We start from the raw sequence: 24803 nt of genomic DNA on the forward strand, positions 1-24803 counted from the left end.
AATTGTAAAACGAAAACGTATGTTTGAAAATGCCTCTTTCTTTTACTTTATCGGGAAAACGGTTATTTTACCAATCATAACGATGAAAATCGGAAAAATTTCTACATTTATATATTAGCTTCACGGCGCTGCACAAAAAAAGCCAATTGCTCATCACAATTGACTTCCCTCATCTTATTCATTGACTTCCTTTGCTTTTTCTTTACAGTAGAAAATCTCTTCGTATATAACTGTCAACATAAAAGCATTCATAAAGGCAAACACTAAAAATAACGGCATACCACCAAGCTGTGGTTGTGTAAGCTCTGTATTAAATACCATTACAGCACTAATTTGTGCTAAGAAGAAAATGAAGCCAACTCCAACTTGCCATATCGGGCGCTTGACCTTACGTTTTTCATACAAAAATACTTTTTTAAATATTTTTCGTACATCCTCAGCAATAACTAAACCTAATAAAAACACTATCACAAAAAAAACTGGTATATGATAAACACTTTTAGTTATCCATGCAAAATCAGATAGACGGAAGAAAAGTGTAAACAACGACGCAATACTACAGGCTATTCCTAAATCTTGGAGCCACTTGCTAATTTGCAATTTCACAACGATTACCCCCATTTATTAATTCTAAACATTATTATTCTATCAGATAATAGTAATCTTCGAAATACAAAATTATAAATTTCTATTATTTTCATAGAACAATATTATAAATTAACAAATTTTTATAACAATATAAATTAATATAGGATTAATAACACTATGGGTTGTAAGAAAACAAATTCCTAAAACTAAACATAATTGATTAACATAATGTTTCATAGAAAATGCAAAAAAGTCGTCTCAAATGAGTTCGAGACGACTTGATATACTAATTCCCATCAAGGATAACTGTATTACTTTTACTTTATATAACCGGATAATATTTTAGCATATGGTGAAGTGGCAGGCAAAATAATGACCGTATCTTCACCAACAGTTTTCTTATAGGATTCTAACGTACGATATAATGAATAGAATTCAGGATCTTGTGAGAATGACTTATTATAAATCTTCGCAGCCTCAGCTTCTCCCTCTGCTTGTATTAATGCAGCATCCTTTTTAGCTGTTGCCAGCATCTCTTGAACCTTTTTATCCGTTTGCGCTTCAATACGACGCTTCTCTGCATCACCTTCCGATAGATATTTTTGAGCGATTGATTCACGATCTGAAATCATATTCGTAAACACAGATTGCTCATTCTCTGTCGGCAAATCGATACGACGAATACGAACATCCACAACTTCTATTCCATAATTATCCTTTGCGAGCAATTCATTCACACGTTCGGTAACTTGGTCATTTATACTCCCACGAGAAGAATTTTCATCATTAATAATCTGAGTATATTCAATTCGGCCAAGCTCCGAACGAATAACCGAATAGATAAACTCTTCCATACGTGACTCCACTTTTTCAATAGTACCTGCATTTGAAATTAATAACTTTGGATCTGTAATGCGCCATACTGCATAATTATCAATGATAATTCGCTTTTTATCCTTAGTATTAATTTCTTCTTCTGAGATTTCATAAGTCATTTGATTTTTTGGTAATCTTGTTACATTTTGAATAAACGGAACTTTTATTTTCAAGCCAGGCTCACGCTCGAATTTCACTACTTCCCCAAACTGCCGAACAACAGCATACTCAGATTCTTTTACAATATAGATATTTGCAAATAATATAATAACAATGGCAAAAACAGCTGTTAAGGTTATCGCAAGAGAGATATATTTCTTAGGATTCATAGGACCTTTTTTCGACATTTTGATAACATTGTCCTCGTCGTTTCCCTCTTTTGGCGTCGACTTTTTGGATTTACCCCATAAAAAATTTAGGAATTTTTCAAGATCCTTATTTTTTTGATCCATTAGTTACCGCCTCCTTCTTTTTTCTGATCTTGTTTCTGCTCTTGCTTTTGTTCTACAGGTTGTAGAGCCTGGAGCGGTAAGTATTTCATTGTACTACCATCATCGTTCATAATATAAATTTGTGCTTTAGGTAAAACATTTTCAAGTGTTTCTAAGATTAAACGCTCTCGTGTAATTTGCTGATTACCTTTATATTGCTCATACATTTTATTAAAGACAGCCACATCCCCTTGAGCTTGCTCTATACGGGCTGTTTTTTCACCTTGAGCCTTAGAGATAATAGCATCTTTTTCACCTTCAGCCTCATTTGTACGCTGATTCTCGTATTTTTCCGCTTGATTGATTTTCGTATTTTTCATTTCACGCGCATCTGTAACTGCTGTAAATGCTGCACGTACTTCAGCATTTGGTAATTCAACATCCTGTAATTTCACACCCAAAATACTTATTCCAATATCATATTTTTCAATAAGAGAAACAAGTAATGTTCGTGTATTTGCTTCTATGTCTGCTTTTCCATCTGTTAACGCTGCATCAATTTTAGAGCTTCCGATTATTGATCGAATGGCACTCGATGTAGCGCTATGTAGAATTTCTTCTGGATTTTGTGCATTGAATAAGAATTTATTTGGTTCTGTGATCTTCCATTGAACAACAAGGTCTGTTAATACAATGTGTTCGTCCCCTGTTATCATTTTAGTTTCAGCATCATAAGCTTGCAGTTCTCCTGATTTATCTTGCTTATAACCAAACTGTAAACTAAACGTTTCCTTTGATAAAACCTCTACCGATTGAACTGGCCACGGCAATTTAAAGTGTAAACCTGGTTCAGTTATTGTATCATCGGCATGCCCGAATGTTATCACTACCGCTTGTTCCGATTCATCTACTGTGTACCACGATGTAAATACAGCGATAAGTGCAATAATGCCGAATATTCCAAGTCCCACCATCATTAGCGTCCTTTTCACACTCATGTTTGTTCCTCCCTTATGCTTAGTACTATTGTTTACGAGATATTTGATAAAAAGTTTCAAAATATTTTAATGAACAAATGTTTTAGGAAGTTTGACTTACCTGAATGAAAATAAAAAATCCTGCTACCTTTAAGGCAACAGGATATTGACAACTAAATGTTCAAATGCTGGAAAAAATGTTGTTGATAAAACAATACTAATTAATGCAGCTACTATCATAGCAAGACTTGAAAAAGTACCTTCTAGCTCACCAAACTCAAATGCTTTAGAGGTACCTGCTCCGTGTGCTCCCATTCCTAGCATTAAACCTCTAGAGGAAGGTCTATGAAAACGACATACTTTAATAACGAACGGTGCAAGCAAACTCCCTAAAATACCCGTTGTCATTACAAACACAGCAGTTAGGGTAGGAGAGCCTCCTATCATATTAGAAATATCCATCGCGATTGGTGTAGTAACTGAACGTGGTACTAAGCTATGAACTAGCTCATCATTTAAGCCAACTACTAAGGCAATCATAAATGACGATGTAATGGCAACGACTGATCCAACTGCTATACTTAGAAAGATTTCAAAAGCATGCTTTTTTAATAGGTTAAAATTTTTATAAATAGGTACCGCAAATGCAACTGTTGCTGGACCTAGTAAATTTGTTAATATATTTGCGCCTGCATTGTAGGATTTGTAGGTTGTTCCTGTTAGAAGCAAAATTAAAATAATCACTATAGGTGTAATCAGCATAGGCGTTAGCCATTCCTTCTGATACTTTTTATATAACATTTTACACAAATAGAAAATGGCAATAGTACCAAATAAACTTGCTACAGCTGTTAAAAAGTTCATGCAGCATCACCCTTCTTTCGCTGCTCTAACCATTGTGCTGTGAAACCTGTTGTAAACATGACAACAATCGCACTTACTACAATAACAAGCACAACCTTCACACCCTGCATACCAAATAGTGCATCATAATCCATAATTCCGATAGCAGACGGAATGAAAAATAGTAATAATTCACTTAATAATAATCCTGCGCCTAACTCAATCCATTCAAGCTTAATAATATGAAACTGCAAAAGTAAAAACAATAAGACTAGTCCAATTATGCTCCCTGGAATCGGCAAGTGAAGTAGCCGTGCAATACTATTCCCAACAAATAATAGTACATAAAGATAGCCGATTTGCACGATACTTTTGACGATTTTCATGGTCATCCTTCTCTCAATTTATTAACCTGGGTTAGAATCAATAAAACGCCTATCTAATAATGAAGAGTTAGGCGATTAACTGACCGTAAAAGCCCGATTTTATTGGTTCAACTAAACATTAAGATGGTTAATTGAACTTTATGCTCCTATACTTTACACCTATTTACGCTAAGTGTAAAACAGAAAAAGAATCTACCGCCAAAAAACTTTGGCAATAGATTCTACTTTGGCGATAACTAAGCCACACAATCGAATCTTCATATGTAAAGATTTCAAAAGGCAATTATCGTCTTATCAATTATATAGGGGGTTTCTAGTAACAAGTATAAACCCCAATTGTGAATCTTAAATTTTGCTATTGTAAAGAAATCGTTAATTTTTTGGAATCATGACAATCATTTTAGTACCGACGCCAACTTCACTTTCTACCTGAATGCGTCCATGATGCGCCTCTACTAAATGCTTTACAATAGCAAGCCCTAAGCCTGTACCTCCAGAATTCCTACTCCGTGCACGATCCACACGATAAAATCGTTCAAAGACACGAGCAATCTCATGTTTTTCGATTCCAATACCTTGATCCTCTATTTCGATAATGCCGTATTTTTCATTTTCTTTTAACCGAATCGCAACGGTTGTATTTTCTGGAGAATACGTAATCGCATTGGTAATTAAATTAGTAACAATCTGAATAATACGATTCGCATCGCCCATTACCTGAACATCACGTTCAATATCAACATGGAAGCTCATATTTTTCTCATCTAGACGAGGTCCTGTTAGCTCTGCTCCGCGTATAAGTACATCCTGCAAGCCCATCGGCATAATATTCACAGTAAATCCATGCTGTTCAATTTTCGATAACTCCAGTAAATCCTGAATAAGCATTTGAAGACGATTACTTTCTTTATGAATGATCTCTAAAAAAGATAGTAGCATTTTCTCGTCTTTATAGGCACCATCCAATAACGTTTCCGAAAAGCCTTTAATAGATGTAATGGGCGTGCGCAGTTCATGTGATACATTTGCAACAAAGTCCTTACGAATCTGCTCTAAACGTACAAGTTCCGTAATATCGTGCATAACAATAACAACGCCAAGCCAGCGACCATGATCTCCTATAACAGGCGCTCCATATACTTCCTTATTATATAGCTCCTGCTGTACTTCCATTTTAATTTGTTGTCGATAAGGCATTTCTGTTAGAAACACATGGTCGATAAATTGCTCAAGTGATTTAGGTAATCCTATTGTACGAAAGACCTTTCCTTGTACACCGTCAATTTGCATTCCAAAACGCTCTAGAAATACTCGATTCACAATGGATATATTCCCTTCGCGTCCAATCATCATAAGCGAACTTCCCATGTTTTCTATTAAGGTTTTCAATCTCTCCTCCTCTACCTCACGAACCGTTGTAATATCCTGTAAATTCCGCGCTAAAATATTGATAGAATGACTAAGAGGCATCATGCGTTGTTGTTCATTTTCATGGGCACGAGCGCGATAATTCCCTTTTGCTAGCTCAAGCGCCGTTTCCGTAACATTGTCAATTGGAGCGGTAAAATTTCGGATCATAGAGCGACTTACAACAGCAATTAAAATAATCGTTATTGTAAAAAGAATTGCAAGTACTACATAAAGTCGTGCACGAACATACGACAACAGAGAGTCCTGTGCCTCTAAATTTTGAGCTGCGTATAAAGCCTCCCTATCGTCTTTTGATAGCTCAATCTTTCGTTCGTCTAGTACTTGATTGATCGATTCTTGCATCTGCGAACTCGCCTGTTCATTGTACTGATCTATATAAACAGGAAAAAGCTGACCTATAACAATCATTAGGACAGCTAATATTGTTCCGAGTAATAGCATGAATGTCAAGAATAAGCGGTTACTCATTGATTTCATGTTGTCTTCGGCTCCTCAAATTTATAGCCAAGGCCACGAATGGTTTTGATAAACGTCGGCTTACGACTATTTTCCTCGATTTTATCGCGGAGGTGGCTAATGTGTACGTCTACAATTCGAGTATCGCCAGCAAAATCATATTTCCATACAGCACTTAATAACTGGTCACGTGTTAAAACACGGTTTTTATTTTCAAGTAAGTAAATGAGTAATTCAAATTCCTTCGGTGTAAATTCCAATACCTCATCTTGTAAAAATACTTCAAAACGCTCAGGAAATACACGCAATTGACCAAATTCATACATTTTCTCTCGAGATTGATCCTTATCTTCTGCTACAACATTTTGTGTAAAACGTCTTAAAACTGCCTTCACACGTGCCAACACTTCACGGGGACTAAAAGGCTTCGTCATATAATCGTCTGCCCCTAGCTCCAGACCCAGTACCTTATCAAACTCGTCATCCTTTGCTGTTAACATAATAACAGGTGTATTCATACGTTGTTGGCGGATTTGTTTACATACCTCCATACCATCAAGCCTTGGAAGCATCAAATCCAATAAAATTAAATCTGGCTGTAAGTCAATGGCCTTATCTAGCCCCTCTTGACCATCTGCAGCTGTTTCTACAATATAACCAGCCTGTTCTAAATTATATTTCAATAATGTCGCAATAGAAAATTCATCTTCTACTACTAAAATTGTTTTTGTCATATATAATGCCTCCGTTAGTGATTTGAAACCCCCATTTCAAATCTCAAGACGTCTATAATGCAAGTGGTGGTGTCACCAGCAAGGTACCTTCAATCACTAGCTCTTTTTGCTCATTATATGAAAGCACAGATACAGTAATTGTATTTTGTAATTTATTTATTTCTGTTACTTCTAATAGCGTATCAAATAATTCATAATGATAGAGAGGTCCTAAATATTTTAAATGTTGCTCAATAATTCGAGCTCCTGGTCCAGGGATATATTTTGAGACAGCTGATGTTATAATGCCGTTTAACATAATCGTTGGTACGATTGGCTTTTGGAAAGGCGTTTTCACAGCATAATCATGTTGAATATAAAGCGGATTACTATCATTCGTAAGCCCTAAATAAAGCAGTAAATCCTTATCCTCTATCTTTTCAGTAATATGAATCTTCTCGCCAACTGTAATTTCATCAATAGTGAGACCAAGCTTACTGTTTTTTTGAAGCAAAGATACGCCAACCCCTTTTCTATCATACTACCTTCATAGTATCAATTTTACTCTAAAAGTACAACGAAAAGCAGAATAACCATTTTATCTTCATTTAGCATTTTTCTATTTGTAACCAATAGCCAAGCGACAGCTCGCTTTATCCATACTTTATGACACCTTATTTTAATTGAAGCAATTGATTTTTAACAACGAAAAAACGAGTAGGAATGAATCCTACTCGTTTTCATAAACTTTTATTAAGCTAAAACTTTCATCACATTGCGGACTGCTTCTGCCGATTTATCTAAAGCCGCTTTTTCATTGTCTGTTAATTCAAGCTCGAAGATTTTTTCGATACCATTTGCACCAAGTAACGTTGGAACACCTAGATATAAATCATTGTAGCCATATTCGCCTTCTAAGTATGCAATTGACGGAAGAATGCGTTTTTGGTCTTTAATGATAGCTTCCGCCATTTCAATAAGTGCCGCAGATGGAGCATAGTATGCAGAACCATTACCAAGGAGGTTAACGATTTCAGCACCACCGTTACGTGTACGGTCAACTATCTCTTCAAGACGTTCAGCAGGGATTAATGATTCTAATGGAATACCACCAGCAAATGAATAACGAGTAAGCGGCACCATTGTATCACCATGACCACCTAAAACAAAACCTGTGATGTCTTTTACTGAGATATTAAGCTCTTCAGCAACAAACGCACAGAAACGAGCAGTATCAAGTACACCTGATTGACCTATTACGCGATTTTTAGGAAAACCTGTTTCTTTGTATACAGTATAAGTCATCGCATCCACTGGGTTTGTAAGGACGAGAATTGTTGCGTTTGGCGAATACTTAGCAATTTCTTTAGAAACACCTTTCATAACACCTTGGTTAATCTGAACAAGATCGTCACGGCTCATACCAGGTTTACGAGCAACACCAGCAGTAATGATTACAACGTCAGAATCTGCCGTATCTGCGTAGTTAGAAGTACCTTTAACATAGGAATCAAAACCTTGTACTGGCGCAGCTTCCCACATATCTAAAGCTTTACCTTTTGTTGGGTTTTCAGCTTGTGGGATGTCCACTAACACTACATCACCAAGTTCTTTTTGAGCTGCTAAAAATGCTGCAGTAGCGCCAGTAAAACCGCCACCGATTACTGAGATTTTTTTACGTTTCAGAGACATTTGAATACGCTCCTTTAAAATTGGGTTATATATTTTAAAAGAGGGAGGAGAATAAATCTCACTCCCTCGATTAAACAAGTTCATCGTAAATACTTTATTAAACTAAAGTCAATATAAATTTACATGTACCCTAACTATATCGGCAGAATATGCATCCGCTTAAGATTAATTTCTATTTTAGAATAGAAAATTATAGGTTTTTGATTAGTTCATTCGCGAACTCTGAACATTTCACTTCTGTAGCGCCGTCCATTAAACGAGCGAAGTCGTAAGTTACAACTTTAGAAGAAATTGTGTTCTCTACAGATTTAGTAATCATGTCAGCTGCTTCTTGCCATCCTAAGTGTTCAAGCATTAATACACCTGAAAGTAATACTGAAGATGGGTTTACTTTATCTAAACCAGCATATTTTGGAGCTGTACCGTGAGTAGCTTCGAAGATCGCATGTCCAGTTACATAGTTAATGTTTGCGCCTGGAGCGATACCGATACCACCAACTTGTGCAGCTAATGCGTCAGAAATATAGTCACCGTTTAAGTTCATTGTAGCTACTACATCGAACTCAGTTGGACGAGTTAAGATTTGTTGTAAGAAGATATCAGCGATAGAATCTTTAACTAAGATTTTACCAGCTGCTAAAGCGTCAGCTTGTGCTTTGTTTGCTGCTTCTTCACCTTGTTCAGCTTTGATAGCATCATATTGGTTCCAAGTGAAAGTTTTATCAGCAAATTCTTTTTCAGCTAATTCATAACCCCATTTTTTGAATCCACCTTCAGTGAATTTCATGATGTTACCTTTGTGTACTAAAGTAACAGATGGACGATTATGTTTAATCGCGTATTCGATAGCAGAACGTACTAAACGCTCAGTACCTTCTTTAGATACAGGTTTTACACCGATACCAGAAGTTTCTGGGAAGCGGATTTGGTTAACACCAAATTCAGTTTGTAAGAAGTTGATGATTTTTTGAGCTTGTTCAGAACCAGATTCGAATTCGATACCAGCGTAGATATCTTCTGTGTTTTCGCGGAAGATAACCATATCAACGTCTTCTGGGCGTTTAACTGGAGAAGGTACTCCATCAAAGTGACGTACTGGACGTAAGCACACATATAGGTCAAGCTGTTGACGTAATGCTACGTTTAGAGAGCGGATACCACCACCGATTGGAGTAGTAAGAGGACCTTTAATTGCGATTAGGTATTCGTTAATTTTGTCTAAAGTTTCTTGTGGTAACCATTCACCAGTTTGGTTGAATGCTTTTTCACCAGCTAAAACTTCTAACCATTCGATTTTCTTTTCACCGTTGTAAGCTTTTTCTACTGCTGCATCGATTACACGTGATGCTGCATCCCAAATATCTGGACCAATTCCATCACCTTCGATGAATGGAATCACTGGATTGTTTGGTACATTAAGTACGCCATTTTCAACTACAATTTTGTTTGACATTGCTGTTGCCTCCTAAATTCATAATCATAGGACTGTGTTATCAGTAACACAGTCCCAAATATTCTAGCATATTTTCCGAATTAGCGCTCGCTGATTGGAACATATTTTTGCATGCCTGGTCCAACATACTCTGCACGTGGACGGATTAGGCGGTTATTAGCATATTGCTCTAGAATATGAGCTACCCAACCAGAAGTACGTGATACTGCGAAAATTGGTGTGAATAGGTCATGATCAATACCTAAAGAATCATACACTGACGCAGAGAAGAAGTCTACGTTTGCAGGTAATTTCTTTTGCTCTACGATCATGTCATGGATTTTAACTGACATTTCATATAACTCTGGTTTACCAGTTAGCTCAGTTAATTTTTGTGACATTACACGTAAGTGTGGTGCACGTGGGTCGCCTTTGCGGTATACGCGGTGACCAAAGCCCATGATTTTTTCTTTGTTGTCTAATTTATTTTGAATGTAAGATTCAACATTATCAAGTGAGCCAATTTCAGTTAACATTTTCATAACTTGCTCATTCGCACCACCATGAAGTGGTCCTTTTAATGCACCAATAGCTGCAGTAACACCAGAATAAACATCTGATAATGTAGCTACACATACACGAGCTGTGAATGTAGATGCATTTAATTCGTGGTCAGCATGTAATACTAATGCTTTGTCGAATGCTTCAACTTCGATTGCTGCTGGTTCTTCACCTTTAAGCATGTATAAGAAGTTTGCTGCATATCCTAATTCTGGTTTTGGTGCAACTGGCTCTAAACCTTTACGAACACGTGCAAATGCAGTAACTACTGTAGCAATTTTAGCTTGTAAACGGATAGCTTTACGATAGTTAGCTTCTGTATCCATAACATCCGCTTCTTCATCGAATACACCTAGTAAAGATACTGCAGTACGTAGTGCAGCCATTGGATGTACAGTTGAAAGTGGGTATGTTTTGAATTGGTCTACAATTGCTTGTGGAATAGACATGTTGTCTGCTAATTGTTGTTTTAATTCAGCTAGCTCGTCCTCTTTTGGTAAACGAGTATGCCATAGTAAATAAATTACCTCTTCAAATGACGCGTTCTCTGCTAAATCATCAATGTTGTAACCAACATATGTAAGTGTGTCATCGATAATTGAACTGATTTTAGATTCCGCTGCTACGATACCTTCTAAACCTTTAGTTGCTGACATAAATTATCGCTCCCTCATATTTATATTTTTTGATGTGTAAATGCATTTTATAGGTCGCATTTACGTTTTTTGCTCATATGAACCATTAATTAAATCGCTTACATTGCTATTATAATCATTTTTGACAGCTTTGTGAATGAAAATCCTCCGAATAAAGAAAAAGGTGCATGAGCGATTATATACACGCTTTAAAGAGATAGTTTTGTATATTTTGACATTATTTTATCGTTTGAAATGGGGTGAATTTGTAAAAATGAGGAATATCAAATATTTTTCATACGAAAGAACTATAAATGTTTTGCTTTTTATATTCTACTTGGTAATACTATGGTTCGTACTACCTGTATCTCTTGCGATTTTTTTATCTTTTTCTACGTTTCCTATCATAAAATTTTTACATTCTTATTGTAGGATTGCCTATTGGCTTGCGGCAATTATTGTGGAAGTACTCATACTAACTTGCATTTTTCTTCTCATTATCATATCTATTAACAGTATTATTCATGTCTTCCCTGAGATAAGAGATACTCTACAAAATTTCCCACTTTTTAATGAGTATGAATCGATGTTCATACATGTTTTAAAGGAGAAATCACTGTCTATTTTCGATTCGATTTTAGTATATATAGCCAATATCTTCCAATTATTAATGAAGCATGTAATTGAAGTATTTATATTCCTTGTTGCATACTATTTTGCCCTATTGGAAACTCGCAAATCCCGTTATTGGTTTTTTCAATATGTGCCAAAAAAATTCCGCAATGAGTGGCAGTCACACTTTTCTAAAATCATGCAACTTTTTCATTACTTTTTATTCGTGGAGTTTCAGCTATTTACTATCACATTGCTCATTCTTTGTTTTGGATTTTCGATCCTCCAATTTGAACAAGCTATCATTAAAGCATTTATAGTAGCCTTCGCAGACGTACTTCCATTCTTTGGCATCGGGGTTTTTCTTGTACCAATGAGCATTTATTTTTACTTAAAAGGCAATACCTTTTTATGCGTGGCTATTCTACTATTGTATTTATTCGTTCAATTAACAAGGCAGCTAGCTGAATCCATGCTTTGGTCAAATACGCTACAATTACGTACTTTCCACACCTTTTTCATCAGTGCTGCCTCTATTTTATTATTTGGTTTTTACGGCATTTTACTTAGCCCCATCTTTTTATTTTTAGCAGTTAAGCTAAAGGAAAATGCTATTTTTGAACGATGATAAACTGACCTTTTTTCATTTTTTTACGCATCCAATAATAAAAGAGTGGTTGGAACATTTTGCGAGAAAAAGGCATGAGTAGTAGGAAACCAATTAAATCCGTTATAAAACCTGGTAATGCTAGAAGGACACCACCGCTAAAGATTAATACTGTATCAATTAAAGCTGGCCCAGGAGCTTCACCAGGTGCTATCGTATTTTTTACCTTTTGTACAGAATTCATACCTTTATTTTTCACTATATAAATACCTATTATTGTCGTTACAACAATGAGTAATAATGTATTGAACACACCAATATATTGACCAATTACTATTAATAACGCCAATTCGGCTAATGTGTAGACAATGAAACCAAGAAAAATTTTTCTCATATTTTTCTCCTTTCTATCTAAAAAAGCTATACCTTTTATACGTTATTATAGCCCAATTAGTTTCATTTAAAAAACTATGAGCCCCCCTTATAAGAGAACAAGGCAATTCTTATTAGTAGGAATAGTAATATTTCATGTTAGGAGACGATTTGTCTTGGCGAAATAGAAATTCTTATTTACTTCATCTTTTTATGTAAACAAATTATTATTAGAAAAGCTCTAGTACACTAGTTGCACTAGAGCTTTTTGTTATGAAATCGGAGGCCATAACTTCTTTCAGCGGCAACCCGACTGAAAGAAGTTAAAGAACGCTGGCATGTCCTTTGTAAATAACTCCTGTTTCAGCATCCATTGTAATTTCTTGACCATGGCGAATCAATGTAGTAGCTTCTTTTACGCCAACGATTACTGGAATACCAAGGCTCAGTCCCACTACTGCTGCATGACTTGTCAGCCCGCCTTCCTCTGTAATCAGACCAATACAGTTTTCAAGCGCTGGCATCATATCACGATCCGAACCAACCGTTACTAAAATGCTTCCATCTGTATCATACGCTAGTGCCTCTGCTGCATTTTTTGCTACAACCGTTTTTCCTACAACTGAAGCTTTACCGATACCTTGACCACGAGCTAGTAAATCTCCAATGATGTGTACTTTCATCAAATTAGTAGTACCTGCTTCACCCACTGGTACGCCGGCTGTAATGACAACAGCATCACCGTGTGTAACAAAGCCATGCTTCAAGCTTTCATCAACTGCTAGTTCTAATATTTCATCTGTTGTTGTAACGCGTTGGCAAACAACTGGGCATACACCCCAAACTAGCGTTAATGTGTTAGCTGTCGTGGCAGAGCCTGTCACAGCGATAATCGGTACACCTGGGCGATATTTAGCAATCATTCTAGCTGTGTTACCACTTTCAGTTGGTGCTAGTACCGCTTTAACTCCTAAGTTAATAGACGTGTACGCTACTGCCTGAGAGATTGCCTCAGTCATATTTGCTTCTTTTTCACGACTACGCGTAGAGACGATAGCCTTATAATCTAATGAGTTTTCAGTACGTTGTGCGATTTTGTTCATTGTTTGTACGGATTCTACTGGATAAAGTCCCGCTGCAGTTTCTCCAGATAGCATAATCGCATCTGTACCATCGATAATCGCATTTGCTACGTCACTTGCCTCTGCTCGTGTTGGGCGAGGGTTACGTTGCATCGAGTCTAACATTTGTGTAGCAGTAATAACTGGTTTACCCACTTGATTGCATTTTAAAATTAATTTCTTTTGTACTAATGGAACTTCTTCTGCCGGGATTTCTACACCGAGGTCACCACGCGCAACCATTAATCCATCTGAAACTAAGATGATTTCATCGATATTATCGACGCCCTCTTGGTTCTCGATTTTCGGGATAATTTGAATATGGCTACCACCATTTTGTTCAAGTAATTCTCGAATTTCTAGAACATCCTTTGCTCGACGAACAAATGAAGCTGCAATAAAATCAACACCTTGCTTAATACCGAATAGAATATCCTGTGCATCTTTTTCTGTAATTCCAGGAAGCTGTACAGAAACGCCCGGTACGTTAACACCCTTTTTATTTTTTAAGACACCTGCATTTTCAACAATCGTATGAATAAGACCTTTTTCCAAATCTGTAGCTAATACACGTAATTCAATGAGTCCATCATCTAGCAAAATGATTGAGTTTTGCTCAACATCCTCGATTAAGCGATCATATGTGACAGAGAAGCTTGTCTCTGTCCCTTCAACTTCAGTCATTGAAATATCAATCACTTGTCCAGCTACTAAATGCAATTCCCCGTTTTTCATATTATGTGTTCGAATTTCAGGGCCTTTTGTGTCGAGCAAAATGCCCACTGGTTTACCTATTTTCTGTGCTACCTCACGAATTAAATTAATACGAACTTCATGCTCCTCATGAGAACCATGTGAAAAATTTAAGCGGGCAACATTCATACCTGCTTCAATTAGTTTTTCTAAAGTTTCTGGTGACTCACTTGCTGGACCAATTGTACATACGATTTTTGTTTTTCTCATTCTCTGCCCACTCCGTTTTTTGCTAAATTATATTGATAGTTCTTTCATTAATGTATATAAGCTTACATCTGCCTCATGATTTTTTATGAAAGCCTCAGGCATATCATAATTAATAACTTGGTGATTGCGGATACCTACAGCTCTGCCAAACTTTCCTTCCATTAGTAATTCAACTGCATGCGCTCCAAATTGGCTTGCCAAAACACGATCACGTGCAGTAGGTGAACCACCACGCTGAATATGGCCAAGAACAGAAACACGCGTCTCTTTTCCTGTTTTTTCTTTTAATAGTTTTGCTAAATCACTACCGGACATGACACCTTCAGCGACAATAATGATGCTATGCTTTTTACCACGAGCTGCACCGCGATCTAAGCGTGCTACAATGTCATCTAAATTAAAATCTTCTTCTGGAATTAAAACTGTTTCAGCACCAGCAGCAAGACCTGCCCATAAAGCAATATCACCTGCGTCTCTTCCCATTACCTCAACAATAAAGGAATTTTCATGGGAAGTAGCTGTGTCACGAATTTTATCAATCGATTCCACAACTGTATTAAGTGCGGTATCAAAACCAATTGTATATTCAGTTCCTGGAACATCATTATCAATTGTTCCTGGCACTCCAACAACAGGGAAGCCTTTTTTCACTAAATCCATAGCGCCACGGTAAGAACCATCACCGCCAATAACGACTAGACCTTCAATTCCAGCAGCTCGCATATTGTCAATGCCTTGTTGTTGAACAGCATCTTCTTTAAATTCAGGACATCTGGCTGAATTCAAATTTGTACCACCTCGCTGAATAATGCCACCTACTGAACCTAAATCAAGATTCTCCATGTAGCCTTTTATTAAGCCTTCATAGCCATGCTTTATTCCTACAACATCGATTCCATGATATGCTGCCTTACGAACGACTGCACGAATAGCTGCATTCATGCCCGGAGCATCTCCACCACTTGTTAATACGGCAATTTTTTTCATTGTCGAACCTCCTGCAGTTACTATTATTATTCACATTAACATGAAAAAACAAACTATGTAAGGTCTCTGAGACTACAAAAACATAACTTTTACATAAAAAATAAAAAGAATGCGCTTTCACACACTCTTTCCATTAAAAAACATCCGAAATCTAACATTTCTTCAAGGAGTCTGACATTATTTTTTGCGCTATTTATTCTTCCCTTTTTAGGCTTTTTATCAATTTAAAACACAATTTTCATCTATTTACGAGCAAATTTACATATCTGATAACTAAACTGAATTTAAGATTCTGTATATTGTCCGATGTTTTTAAATTTCTCATAACGATCATCAATCAATTGTTCACCATTTAAAGAATTCAATGCTTTTAGTGTGTCGCTTATACATTCTTTTATATAAATTGCCTGCTTCGCTACATTGCGATGTGCACCACCTGTAATCTCAGGGATAATGCCATCAATGACACCTAGCTCTTTTAGGTCAGGTGCTGTTATACGCATTGCTTCAGCAGCTTGCTTCGCTAGGCTACCATCACGCCATAAAATCGATGCAGCACCTTCTGGAGAAATTACTGAATACGTTGAGTTCTCTAACATAAAGACACGATTCGCGACGCCTAACGCAAGTGCACCACCACTTCCACCTTCCCCAATTACGATGCTAATAACTGGTACTGTTAAACCCGCCATTTCAACGAGATTTCGAGCAATTGCTTCACTTTGTCCGCGTTCCTCTGCTGCTTTCCCTGGATACGCCCCTTTTGTATCAATAAAACAAATAATAGGGCGCTTAAATTTCTCTGCCTGTTTCATTAATCGTAATGCCTTACGATATCCCTCTGGGTGTGGCATACCAAAATTGCGACGAATGTTTTCCTTTGTGGATTTTCCACGTTGGTGTCCAATAATTGTGATTGGTTGCCCCTCAAAGAGAGCAATCCCCCCAAGAATAGCTGCATCATCACCGAATGAGCGATCTCCATGTAACTCTATAAAATTTTCACACATTGCTTCTATATATTGTAATGTTGTTGGTCGTTCTGGATGTCTAGCAACCTGTACACGATCCCACGGCTTCATATTGGCATATATAGATTGTTCTAACTGTGTTAAGCGTGTTTCAAGCTTTTCGATTTCGCCTGACATATCTACATCTGCTTCGGAAGCAATCGTTTTTAATTCATCAATTTTTTCACGTAATTGTACTACTGGTTCTTCAAAAGCTAAAGTTTTAGACATGTTGCACGCCGCCTTTCGTATGCATTTTTACAAGCACTGCTACTTGTTTTCGTAAATCTTTTCTATGGAAGATTGCATCAAGCTGACCATGCTCTAGTAAAAACTCTGCCGTTTGGAAATCACTTGGTAACTTTTCTCTTACCGTTTCTTCAATTACACGACGACCAGCAAAACCAATCAATGCTTGTGGTTCAGCAATATTAATATCCCCCACAGAGGCAAAGCTTGCAGAAACCCCACCAGTTGTTGGATGCGTCAAAATAGAAATAAACAATAAACCTTGGTCACTATGACGTTTTAAGGCCACACTCGTCTTCGCCATTTGCATTAATGACAGAACGCCTTCTTGCATTCGTGCCCCACCACTTGCAGTAAAAATAATAAATGGCAGACGTAATTCTGTTGCTTTTTCAACTGCTCGTGTAATTTTTTCTCCTACAACTGAGCCCATTGAGCCCATACGGAAATGAGAATCCATAATTGCTACTACAATTTCTTCTCCGTCTAGTGTACCTAAGCCTGTTAGTACAGCTTCGTTTAATCCCGTTTTTTGTTGATCGGCTGAAATTTTTTCAACATATGCAGGGAAATTAAGTGGATTACTTGTTTGTAAATGATCATCCATTGAAACAAATGAACCTTCATCTAAGAAATATGCTACGCGCTCCTGTGCAGTCATTTTGAAGTGATGACTACATTTTGTACATACTTTATGATTTTTTTCTAATTCCTTGGTTAACTGAATATGACGACATTCTGGACATTTTGTCATCAGTCCTTCTGGAAATGCCTTTTCTTGACCTTCCTCTTTCTTTTTTCGATTTCCACTAAATAAGCTGCGAATAGCCATGTTCGACTCCCCCTTTGTTGTCTAAATGCTTTGTACAATTTTCATCCACTGTTCATAAGCCTTTAATGCTTCTTTTTCATAGCCAAGCTGCATCGATTTCAACATAGTTTGAATGATTAATTTTTCATCTTCAGTTGAGTCTCGATTTAAACGGTCACCATCATAGGCCGCTAATTGAAACCAGATTTTCAGCGAAAGACGATTTCCTGACGTAATAATTATCTCTCGTAAAACACCCTGACAATTAACCGACCCCTCTATCTCTAGTTTTACAAAAAAGCTGTCCCACACTGGTAGTGTTCGCAGAATCTCTGTACAACTTATTACGCGAATGGCTTCCTTTTCATGAATTTCTCGCGTTAATTCGACGTCTTTTTTTGATTTTTCATCTTCTAATATAAACATCGACAGTATTTCTACGAGCTGATGCTTATGTGTGGAAGCCAGAAAAGTACCTCCTCCATGTCTCGTTTCAATAAGCCCTAACAATTCTAAGCTACGCAATGCCTCTCTCACAGAGGATCGCCCAACACCTAGACGCTCTGAAAGTACTCGTTCTGAAGGTAATTTTTCCCCAGCTTGTATTTTTTCCATTTGAATAAGTTGACGTAATTGTTGGACGATTTCTAAAAACACTTTCTTTTGTTCGGTTTTTTTATCCATACGATCAACTCTCCTTACTATCAATTTCATACTGTCGCTAACTAAGTTCATCTATTTCAGTAGGTTTTGGATAACCACCGAAAAGGAACTATATCCACATTCATTACATGACCTTCATTCAGCGGAAGTCTTCTACTGAGTGAAGTTAAAAGTGGTCTGGCCACTTTTTAACGTTGACTCTAGCTTACAAAATAACTGTTAAAAAGTAAAGAAAAAACTGCATAAAAAATCTATGCAGTTTCTAAAATCTTCTTTAGTTTCATATTTTTTTCGTCGTTTGCGCATGTTTTGCTTTCACCTGAGGCTTACCAAAACGCCTTTCTAGCGTGCCCTCAATATAAAGCAATTCATCTTCCAGTAATATCTCTTGCACAAGTTGAAAAACCTGCGGGAATAAGGTTACAGATACCATTCCAAATTCATCTTGAAGCTGAACAAAGGCCATTTGTTCACCTTTTTTAGTCCGGATTTTTTTCACTTCTTCTATCATACCAATCATTTTCACATACGTTCCCTCTCGTATGTGTTTTATCTCTCGACATGTCACGTTGACATCCTTCCAGAAAGTTCTTTCCCCTGTGACTGGATGGGCTGATATATAAAAACCAAGATATTCCTTCTCACGTAGTAATATTTCCTTTTGCGACAGCGCTTCCGCTTCCATATACTTTGGCTTACCAAAACTAAAAGCTGTAGCCGATGCAATATCAATATCCTCGGTTGGCCTTAGCAATTCTGCATGCTTTAGAGCTGCCTCTAATGTTGCTATTAGCACAGCACGATCTTTACCTAAATAATCGAGAGCCCCAGCGGAAATTAAAGACTCTATAATTTTCGGCTTAAAATGCTGTGCACTTAAGGCAACTGCCAGGTCAAATAAATTATCAAATGCTTCTCCATTCGATTGGCGTAAAGCCATTACAACCTCGATAAAAGTATGAGGGACACCCTTAATTCCCGATAGGCTATAGCGTATTCCGTCTTTTTCAACAGTGAAAAATTTTGTACTATGTTTTAATGATGGTGGATAAAACGTAATCCCCTTTTCTTTCGCCTCACTCACAAGTTGCTGAATTTTTTCCACATTTCCTGTGGCATTTGATAATAATGCTGCGTAAAAACTTTGCGGGAAATTTGCCTTTAAATAGGCCATTTGATAAGAAATCACGCTATATGCCACAGCATGGCTCTTAGGGAAACCATAGTCTGCAAAGCGCACAATTAATGCATACACTTCTTCCGCCACATGAATATCAAAGCCTTGCTTCATTGCTCCATTTACAAATGCAGCACGTTGCTCCTCTAGTATTTGTCGATTTTTCTTACTTACCGCACGACGTAGTAAATCCGCTTGTCCCATTGAAAAGCCAGCCATCACAGAGGCAATTTTCATTATCTGTTCTTGATAAACTATGACACCAAATGTTTCACGTAAAATTGGCTCTAGTACTGGATGGGCCATAGCAACCGGTTCCTTTCCAGCTTTCCGTCTTGCATAAACAGGAATAAATTCCATCGGACCTGGACGATACAGGGCATTTACTGCCACAATATCTAAAAAATGAGTCGGACGAATATCTATTAAAGCTTGCTTCATTCCTTCAGATTCTAATTGGAAAATACCTAACGTATCACCTGCCTGAAGAAGCTGAAATGTCTTATCATCTTGCAATGGAATAAGCTCAAACTCTATCCAAGGGCCACCTGCCTTATAAATTGACCATCGTACCTGCTCTAAAATTGTTAGGTTGCGTAAACCTAAAAAGTCCATTTTAACAAGTCCACAAGCCTCTACATCTCCCATTGGCCATTGTGTACAATATATTCCATCATGCCCCTCTTCAATCGGTATCGTATTGACTAAAGGTGATGGTGCCAGGACAATCCCAGCCGCATGGGTAGAAGAATTCCTTGGCAACCCTTCTAGTTTTAAAGCCACCTCTAACCAGCGACGATGCTTCTCATCCTCCGCTAGCCAACCTTGTAAGCCTTGTGAATCAGCTACTGCTCTTTGCAATGTTATCCCAGGTTTATTGGGGATCATTTTTGAGATTTTTTCCAATGTTTCAGCATCAAAACCAAAAACACGGGCAACATCTCTAGCAACCGCCTTTGCGGATAATGTGCCAAACGTAATAATTTGTGCCACATTTGATCTTCCGTATTTTTGAGTTACATAGTGAATGACCTTTTGTCTTTTACTGTCCACAAAATCTATATCAATATCTGGCAAAGTAACACGTTCAGGATTTAAAAATCGTTCAAATAGTAAACCATAAGCTAATGGATCTACTTGCGTAATAAATAGACTATATGCAACAAGAGAACTCGCTGATGAACCACGACCAGGGCCAGTTAAAATACGGTTCTCTTTAGCAAAACGCATAAAATCTGCAACAATTAAAAAATAATCAGCAAAGCCCATTGAACATATAATTTCAAGCTCGTATTGAAGTCGATCCCGGTAATCATGTGGGATTTCAATTTGTTTGAAACGCTCTGCTAATCCTGCAAATGCCTCTTTTACAAGCAAGTTCTCAGCTGTCTCACCTGAAGGTACAGGAAATTTAGGCATTTGCACATGCATTTCAGGAATTTCTGCTGTACAGCTAGCAAGCATAGCAAAGCTAGCTTCAAGCCATTCGGGACGGTCAACAAACCAATTTCGCCATTCTTCCTGAGTTGGCGCAAAATAGCCTTGCAAACGCGCTGTTAGCATTTTATCCGTGAGTTTTCCACCTGTATCAATTGCCCTTGCAACTTCAAAGGAAAAGTGATCCTCCGGACGTAAAAAGTAACAACTCTGTGAGGCAACCAATGTTATGTCTTCAGCTTCACACCATGCTACGTATGATTTTTCATTTTCGACTATCATTCCGGCTGGTCTTGCTATGCCCATAAATAAACGCTTACCAAACACCTCGTTTAGAGCGTTTGCTACCTCAGACCAATTTTCAATTTCTGCCAGATCATCTGAAGACAGTAATGCCACACAGCCTGCCGCATATCCTTCTAGCCATTTCCACGGCAGTACATCATCTTCTCTAATCGAAATAGCACTACTAATCTTTAAAAGATGTTGGTAGCCTTCTTGTGTCTGAGCATACAGTACAAGTGGAATCTTTCTCTCCTGCCACTGCACGAATATCGAAAGCCCTAAAACTGCATGAATTCTTGCCTGCTGCAATGCTTTACAAAAAGGCAAAAGCCCGTACAATTTCGAATTGACGATTGCACAGGCCTGTGTATTTTGTTCTTGTAAAAAAGGGATCAATTGTTCAAGCCGAATCGTGCTTTTCAATAAATCCGCGCTCGTATGCATTTTCGTATATACTTGTGTCAAATGAATCCCTTCCTTTCTAATAATCAATTATGCCTCGGCATAATTGCGTCCGGAGTCGGCTTTGTGCTTGCACAAAGCACTCCTTTCCGATTCCGTGACATCCGCCGGAGGCTTTAACTCCTTTTAGCAGATGTTTGGACATCCGCTGAAAAGTGACTTAAACTCACATTCATCTCACCACCTATAGAGGGAAGAGACTTCTGCTGAAAGAAGTTAAAGAATGTATCAACAATAGCGCGTTCGCCTCATGTTTCTTCAGAATTGCTTTCCCTATCTGTAAATGTTGACGAACGCTTTCATACATTTTCTTATTGATACGCCTGACATATTTCCTGTAAACGGTTTATGACACGATCTGCTTCTTCCCAGGAATGTGCCGTTGCACCAGAAGCGAGCGGATGGCCCCCACCATTAAATTCCTTTGCTAAAGTATTAATAATAGGGCCTTTTGAGCGTAAACGTACACGTATCTGATCGCCCTCTTCAATGAAGACTACCCATGCGCAAATCCCCTTCACACTACCTAGACAGCCTACTAGTAGGGAAGCCTCTGATGGTACAGCATTGTGTCGTTCCAGCAATTCTTTTGTCAGTTTAATATGTGCTGCTCCATGTTCATCCATTTTGAAATTTTGATAAATATAGCCCTGTAAATTCAAAAGTTTTTGTTCCATTTCATACATTCCATCGAATATTTGATTTCGATCAAAATCATATGCAATAAGTTCACCTGCAATTTTAAAAGTTTTCACGGTTGTGCTAGGGAATTGGAAACGTCCTGTATCACCAACAATACCAGCGAATAATAATCTTGCAGCCGCATCAGATAATGTCCAGTTTGCTAGTTCTTTCCCTTCCTCAAAAAGCTCATATATCATTTCACTACAAGAGCTAGCAGTCGTATCCACCCACAGTAAATCACCATATGCATCATCATTTGGGTGGTGGTCTATTTTGATGACCATTTTGCCCTTTGTATAGCGCTGATCATCAACACGCTCAGTATTTGCAGTATCTGTCACAATAACTAAAGCATTGTCATATACATCATCCGTAATTTGATCTGGCTTCGCTAAAAATGACAAGGATTCATCGTGTTCTCCTACAGCAAAAACCTTCTTTTCAGGATAGTTTGCTATAATTAGCTCTTTTAGCCCTTGCTGAGACCCATATGCATCTGGATCTGGACGCACATGGCGATGAATAACGATTGTCTCGAATGAAGCAATTGTGTCGATGATTTGTCTTTTCAAAATAATTTCCTCCATAATGATAGTAATAACCGTTAGCATTTTTCGTCAATAATCGTTACAATAATTCTAGTTATGCTAGGAGGTCTACTATGCTCAATTTAATTTTTGTGTTTACAATTATCATATCATTTGTCTTTTATTTTTATTTTAAAACAAAACAGTTCCGTTCTCCATTACCTATCGCCAAAAATTGGTATAAAAGTAAATCCAATGTAAGTTTCGGTGCATTTATTCTTTTGTTTGGTTTAAACCAAGCATATTTATTCCCTGGAATATATACATTTATTATTGTAGCAATTCTTGTCGTTTTAGGCATCTTTGTTATTATCGAAAATATAAAAAAGGTTCGTCACTACGGTCAATTTGTTGAAGAAGAATACCGTATCAATAATTAAAAACACAAATAAAAGGGATGACCTTGAATTTCCTCAAGGCCATCCCTTTTTGCGTGCCTTAACGTTCCAGTAGTTGGAACATCATCATTGCTTTACCGACAAGCATTTGCTGATTAAACACTTCGAAGTCCATTTTAACGAACTTACGGCTCATGTCCAAAATTCGAGGTTTTACAATAAGCGTGCTTTCCATTTGCACAGGTTTGATGAAATAAATCGTCATGTTTTCGGCAACTGCATCCCCGCGTTTACGGCGTTTTAACGCAAATGAACCAACTTCCGCTAACAAAGTTGTAAATGCTCCGTAAGAAATCGCCCCATATTGGTTTGTCATTTGCGGTGTCACCTTAAACTCTACGATTAGATCATCATCACCCAATACCTTCATCTCATTTTTCACTAAATCATCAATTGTTTCACCATGCTGTGGTTGTCTTTGTGCAAGCTGAAGTGCCTTTAGTACATCTTGTCGACTAATAACACCTTGTAAAACATTATCATCATCCACGATAGGTAAAAGGTCAATCCCTTCCCAAATCATACGATGTCCTGCAGAAGCAACACTCATTTTCATCGATCCTGCAATTGGATTTTTTGTCATAACCTTTTCAATAAGCTCGTTTTCTTCTCGACCAATAGCGTCTTTTACTGTGATCATTCCTACAAGCTTATTATTTGTTGTAACAACGGGAAATGCACCATGAGTTGTTCGTTCATTTAGCTTTTGGAAATGTTGAATCGTTTCATCATTTCTAAGGGCAGCCGTTTCCGTCATCGGGACATAAATATCCTCAATAAACAAAATATCCTTTTTGATTAATTGGTCATAAATTGCACGGTTTATCATTGTCGCTACTGTAAAGGTATCATAGCTTGTTGAAATGATTGGCAGGTCCAAGGAATCTGCAAGTTGTTTGTTATCCTCAGTTGTATCAAAGCCACCTGTAATTAAAACAGCTGCACCAGCTCGCAATGCATTTTCATGTGCTTTAATACGATTTCCAACGATGAGCAAGCTGCCTGCATCTGTATAACGCATCATATCTTCTAACTGCATGGCACCAATAACAAATTTTGTTAATGTTTTATGAAGTCCTGATTTTCCACCTAAAACTTGGCCATCTACAATATTAACAATTTCAGCAAATGTTAGTCGTTCAATATTTTCTTTCTTTTTCTTTTCAATACGAATTGTTCCAACACGTTCAATAGAGCTTACTAAACGACGATTCTCCGCTTCCTTTATGGCACGATAAGCCGTTCCTTCACTCACTTGCATTTCCTTTGCAATTTGACGTACTGAAATTTTATCACCTACGGGTAGTGACTCGATGTATTGTAAAATCTTTTCATGTTTTGTAGACAAAATATCACC

Annotated in this window: 22 protein-coding genes; 2 read left to right on the forward strand and 20 right to left on the reverse strand. The window is 37.4% G+C overall.

Going from position 1 to position 24803, the window contains the following annotated elements; all coding sequences use genetic code 11:
* Positions 1-174: 174 nt before the first annotated feature.
* The 11 genes from ACIQXF_RS03535 to citZ form a co-directional block, all read right to left on the reverse strand.
* Positions 175-606: a DNA polymerase I gene (locus ACIQXF_RS03535; RefSeq protein ID WP_402779215.1), complete on the reverse strand. Its 432-nt coding sequence runs from the start codon at positions 604-606 to the stop codon at positions 175-177.
* A gap of 299 nt (positions 607-905) precedes the next feature.
* A complete protein-coding gene (hflC, locus tag ACIQXF_RS03540) occupies positions 906-1916 on the reverse strand; it encodes a protease modulator HflC (RefSeq protein WP_402779218.1) in 1011 nt (336 codons plus the stop codon).
* Entirely contained in the window at positions 1916-2893 is a 978-nt protein-coding gene (gene hflK / locus ACIQXF_RS03545) for an FtsH protease activity modulator HflK (protein WP_402779221.1), read from the reverse strand. The genes hflC and hflK overlap by 1 nt, the downstream gene beginning before the upstream one ends.
* A gap of 129 nt (positions 2894-3022) precedes the next feature.
* On the reverse strand, positions 3023-3736 hold the full coding sequence (locus ACIQXF_RS03550) for an LrgB family protein (protein WP_402779224.1): 714 nt from the start codon (positions 3734-3736) through the stop codon (positions 3023-3025).
* Positions 3733-4101: a CidA/LrgA family holin-like protein gene (locus ACIQXF_RS03555; protein ID WP_402779226.1), complete on the reverse strand. Its 369-nt coding sequence runs from the start codon at positions 4099-4101 to the stop codon at positions 3733-3735. The genes ACIQXF_RS03550 and ACIQXF_RS03555 overlap by 4 nt, the downstream gene beginning before the upstream one ends.
* Positions 4102-4473: 372 nt before the next feature.
* On the reverse strand, positions 4474-6009 hold the full coding sequence (gene pnpS / locus ACIQXF_RS03560) for a two-component system histidine kinase PnpS (RefSeq protein ID WP_402779229.1): 1536 nt from the start codon (positions 6007-6009) through the stop codon (positions 4474-4476).
* A complete protein-coding gene (locus tag ACIQXF_RS03565; protein WP_402779232.1) occupies positions 6006-6722 on the reverse strand; it encodes a response regulator transcription factor in 717 nt (238 codons plus the stop codon). The genes pnpS and ACIQXF_RS03565 overlap by 4 nt, the downstream gene beginning before the upstream one ends.
* A 52-nt stretch (positions 6723-6774) precedes the next feature.
* Positions 6775-7215: a MaoC/PaaZ C-terminal domain-containing protein gene (locus ACIQXF_RS03570; RefSeq protein ID WP_402779235.1), complete on the reverse strand. Its 441-nt coding sequence runs from the start codon at positions 7213-7215 to the stop codon at positions 6775-6777.
* Between the two features lie 239 nt (positions 7216-7454).
* On the reverse strand, positions 7455-8393 hold the full coding sequence (gene mdh, locus ACIQXF_RS03575; protein ID WP_402779238.1) for a malate dehydrogenase: 939 nt from the start codon (positions 8391-8393) through the stop codon (positions 7455-7457).
* Positions 8394-8583: 190 nt separating this feature from the next.
* Complete coding sequence (gene icd / locus ACIQXF_RS03580; protein WP_402779241.1) at positions 8584-9846, reverse strand: NADP-dependent isocitrate dehydrogenase; 1263 nt, start codon at positions 9844-9846, stop codon at positions 8584-8586.
* 80 nt (positions 9847-9926) lie between these two features.
* Positions 9927-11042 carry a citrate synthase gene (citZ, locus tag ACIQXF_RS03585; protein WP_402779244.1) on the reverse strand — a complete coding sequence of 372 codons (1116 nt, stop codon included), beginning with the start codon at positions 11040-11042 and terminating at the stop codon, positions 9927-9929.
* Positions 11043-11295: 253 nt separating this feature from the next.
* Here citZ and ACIQXF_RS03590 point away from each other — a divergent pair, with 253 nt between their 5' ends.
* A complete protein-coding gene (locus tag ACIQXF_RS03590; RefSeq protein ID WP_402779247.1) occupies positions 11296-12261 on the forward strand; it encodes an AI-2E family transporter in 966 nt (321 codons plus the stop codon).
* Here ACIQXF_RS03590 and ACIQXF_RS03595 read toward each other — a convergent pair.
* From ACIQXF_RS03595 to ACIQXF_RS03630, 8 genes are all read right to left on the reverse strand, one after another.
* Positions 12245-12634: an FxsA family protein gene (locus tag ACIQXF_RS03595; RefSeq protein ID WP_402779250.1), complete on the reverse strand. Its 390-nt coding sequence runs from the start codon at positions 12632-12634 to the stop codon at positions 12245-12247. The genes ACIQXF_RS03590 and ACIQXF_RS03595 overlap by 17 nt on opposite strands.
* A 301-nt stretch (positions 12635-12935) precedes the next feature.
* Complete coding sequence (gene pyk, locus ACIQXF_RS03600) at positions 12936-14696, reverse strand: pyruvate kinase (RefSeq protein ID WP_402779253.1); 1761 nt, start codon at positions 14694-14696, stop codon at positions 12936-12938.
* A 27-nt stretch (positions 14697-14723) separates the two neighbouring features.
* Positions 14724-15683, reverse strand: coding sequence for a 6-phosphofructokinase (gene pfkA, locus ACIQXF_RS03605; protein ID WP_402779255.1), 960 nt, complete (start codon positions 15681-15683; stop codon positions 14724-14726).
* Positions 15684-15967: 284 nt separating this feature from the next.
* Entirely contained in the window at positions 15968-16924 is a 957-nt protein-coding gene (locus ACIQXF_RS03610; RefSeq protein ID WP_402779258.1) for an acetyl-CoA carboxylase carboxyltransferase subunit alpha, read from the reverse strand.
* The gene (gene accD / locus ACIQXF_RS03615; protein ID WP_402779261.1) at positions 16917-17774 is read right to left on the reverse strand and encodes an acetyl-CoA carboxylase, carboxyltransferase subunit beta; all 858 of its coding nucleotides are present in this window, start codon (positions 17772-17774) and stop codon (positions 16917-16919) included. Before accD ends, ACIQXF_RS03610 begins: the two co-directional genes overlap by 8 nt.
* Before the next feature lie 21 nt (positions 17775-17795).
* A complete protein-coding gene (locus tag ACIQXF_RS03620; RefSeq protein WP_402779265.1) occupies positions 17796-18437 on the reverse strand; it encodes a FadR/GntR family transcriptional regulator in 642 nt (213 codons plus the stop codon).
* A 259-nt stretch (positions 18438-18696) separates the two neighbouring features.
* Positions 18697-21780 (reverse strand): DNA polymerase III subunit alpha, encoded by a 3084-nt coding sequence (dnaE, locus tag ACIQXF_RS03625; protein ID WP_402779268.1) that lies wholly within the window; start codon positions 21778-21780, stop codon positions 18697-18699.
* A 308-nt stretch (positions 21781-22088) separates the two neighbouring features.
* On the reverse strand, positions 22089-23033 hold the full coding sequence (locus ACIQXF_RS03630) for a DHH family phosphoesterase (protein ID WP_402779271.1): 945 nt from the start codon (positions 23031-23033) through the stop codon (positions 22089-22091).
* 89 nt (positions 23034-23122) lie between these two features.
* On the opposite strand from ACIQXF_RS03630, the gene ACIQXF_RS03635 reads away from it, so the two are divergent.
* A complete protein-coding gene (locus tag ACIQXF_RS03635) occupies positions 23123-23428 on the forward strand; it encodes a YtpI family protein (protein WP_402779274.1) in 306 nt (101 codons plus the stop codon).
* Positions 23429-23486: 58 nt separating this feature from the next.
* On the opposite strand, the gene ACIQXF_RS03640 is transcribed toward ACIQXF_RS03635, so the two are convergent.
* Complete coding sequence (locus ACIQXF_RS03640; RefSeq protein ID WP_402779277.1) at positions 23487-24794, reverse strand: DRTGG domain-containing protein; 1308 nt, start codon at positions 24792-24794, stop codon at positions 23487-23489.
* Between the last annotated feature and the right edge of the window lie 9 nt (positions 24795-24803).

It is taken from the genome of Lysinibacillus sp. NPDC097231, from assembly GCF_044761885.1.
Classification (GTDB): Bacteria; Bacillota; Bacilli; order Bacillales_A; family Planococcaceae; genus Lysinibacillus.

Bases quoted from the DNA above. Each gene is read 5' to 3' on its own strand.
- hflC (WP_402779218.1), bottom strand. From the start codon at position 1,916: ATGGATCAAAAAAATAAGGATCTTGAAAAATTCCTAAATTTTTTATGG.
- hflK (WP_402779221.1), bottom strand. From the start codon at position 2,893: ATGAGTGTGAAAAGGACGCTAATGATGGTGGGACTTGGAATATTCGGC.
- ACIQXF_RS03550 (WP_402779224.1), bottom strand. From the start codon at position 3,736: ATGAACTTTTTAACAGCTGTAGCAAGTTTATTTGGTACTATTGCCATT.
- ACIQXF_RS03555 (WP_402779226.1), bottom strand. From the start codon at position 4,101: ATGAAAATCGTCAAAAGTATCGTGCAAATCGGCTATCTTTATGTACTA.
- pnpS (WP_402779229.1), bottom strand. From the start codon at position 6,009: ATGAAATCAATGAGTAACCGCTTATTCTTGACATTCATGCTATTACTC.
- ACIQXF_RS03565 (WP_402779232.1), bottom strand. From the start codon at position 6,722: ATGACAAAAACAATTTTAGTAGTAGAAGATGAATTTTCTATTGCGACA.
- mdh (WP_402779238.1), bottom strand. From the start codon at position 8,393: ATGTCTCTGAAACGTAAAAAAATCTCAGTAATCGGTGGCGGTTTTACT.
- icd (WP_402779241.1), bottom strand. From the start codon at position 9,846: ATGTCAAACAAAATTGTAGTTGAAAATGGCGTACTTAATGTACCAAAC.
- citZ (WP_402779244.1), bottom strand. From the start codon at position 11,042: ATGTCAGCAACTAAAGGTTTAGAAGGTATCGTAGCAGCGGAATCTAAA.
- ACIQXF_RS03590 (WP_402779247.1), top strand. From the start codon at position 11,296: ATGAGGAATATCAAATATTTTTCATACGAAAGAACTATAAATGTTTTG.
- ACIQXF_RS03595 (WP_402779250.1), bottom strand. From the start codon at position 12,634: ATGAGAAAAATTTTTCTTGGTTTCATTGTCTACACATTAGCCGAATTG.
- pyk (WP_402779253.1), bottom strand. From the start codon at position 14,696: ATGAGAAAAACAAAAATCGTATGTACAATTGGTCCAGCAAGTGAGTCA.
- pfkA (WP_402779255.1), bottom strand. From the start codon at position 15,683: ATGAAAAAAATTGCCGTATTAACAAGTGGTGGAGATGCTCCGGGCATG.
- ACIQXF_RS03610 (WP_402779258.1), bottom strand. From the start codon at position 16,924: ATGTCTAAAACTTTAGCTTTTGAAGAACCAGTAGTACAATTACGTGAA.
- accD (WP_402779261.1), bottom strand. From the start codon at position 17,774: ATGGCTATTCGCAGCTTATTTAGTGGAAATCGAAAAAAGAAAGAGGAA.
- ACIQXF_RS03620 (WP_402779265.1), bottom strand. From the start codon at position 18,437: ATGGATAAAAAAACCGAACAAAAGAAAGTGTTTTTAGAAATCGTCCAA.
- ACIQXF_RS03635 (WP_402779274.1), top strand. From the start codon at position 23,123: ATGCTCAATTTAATTTTTGTGTTTACAATTATCATATCATTTGTCTTT.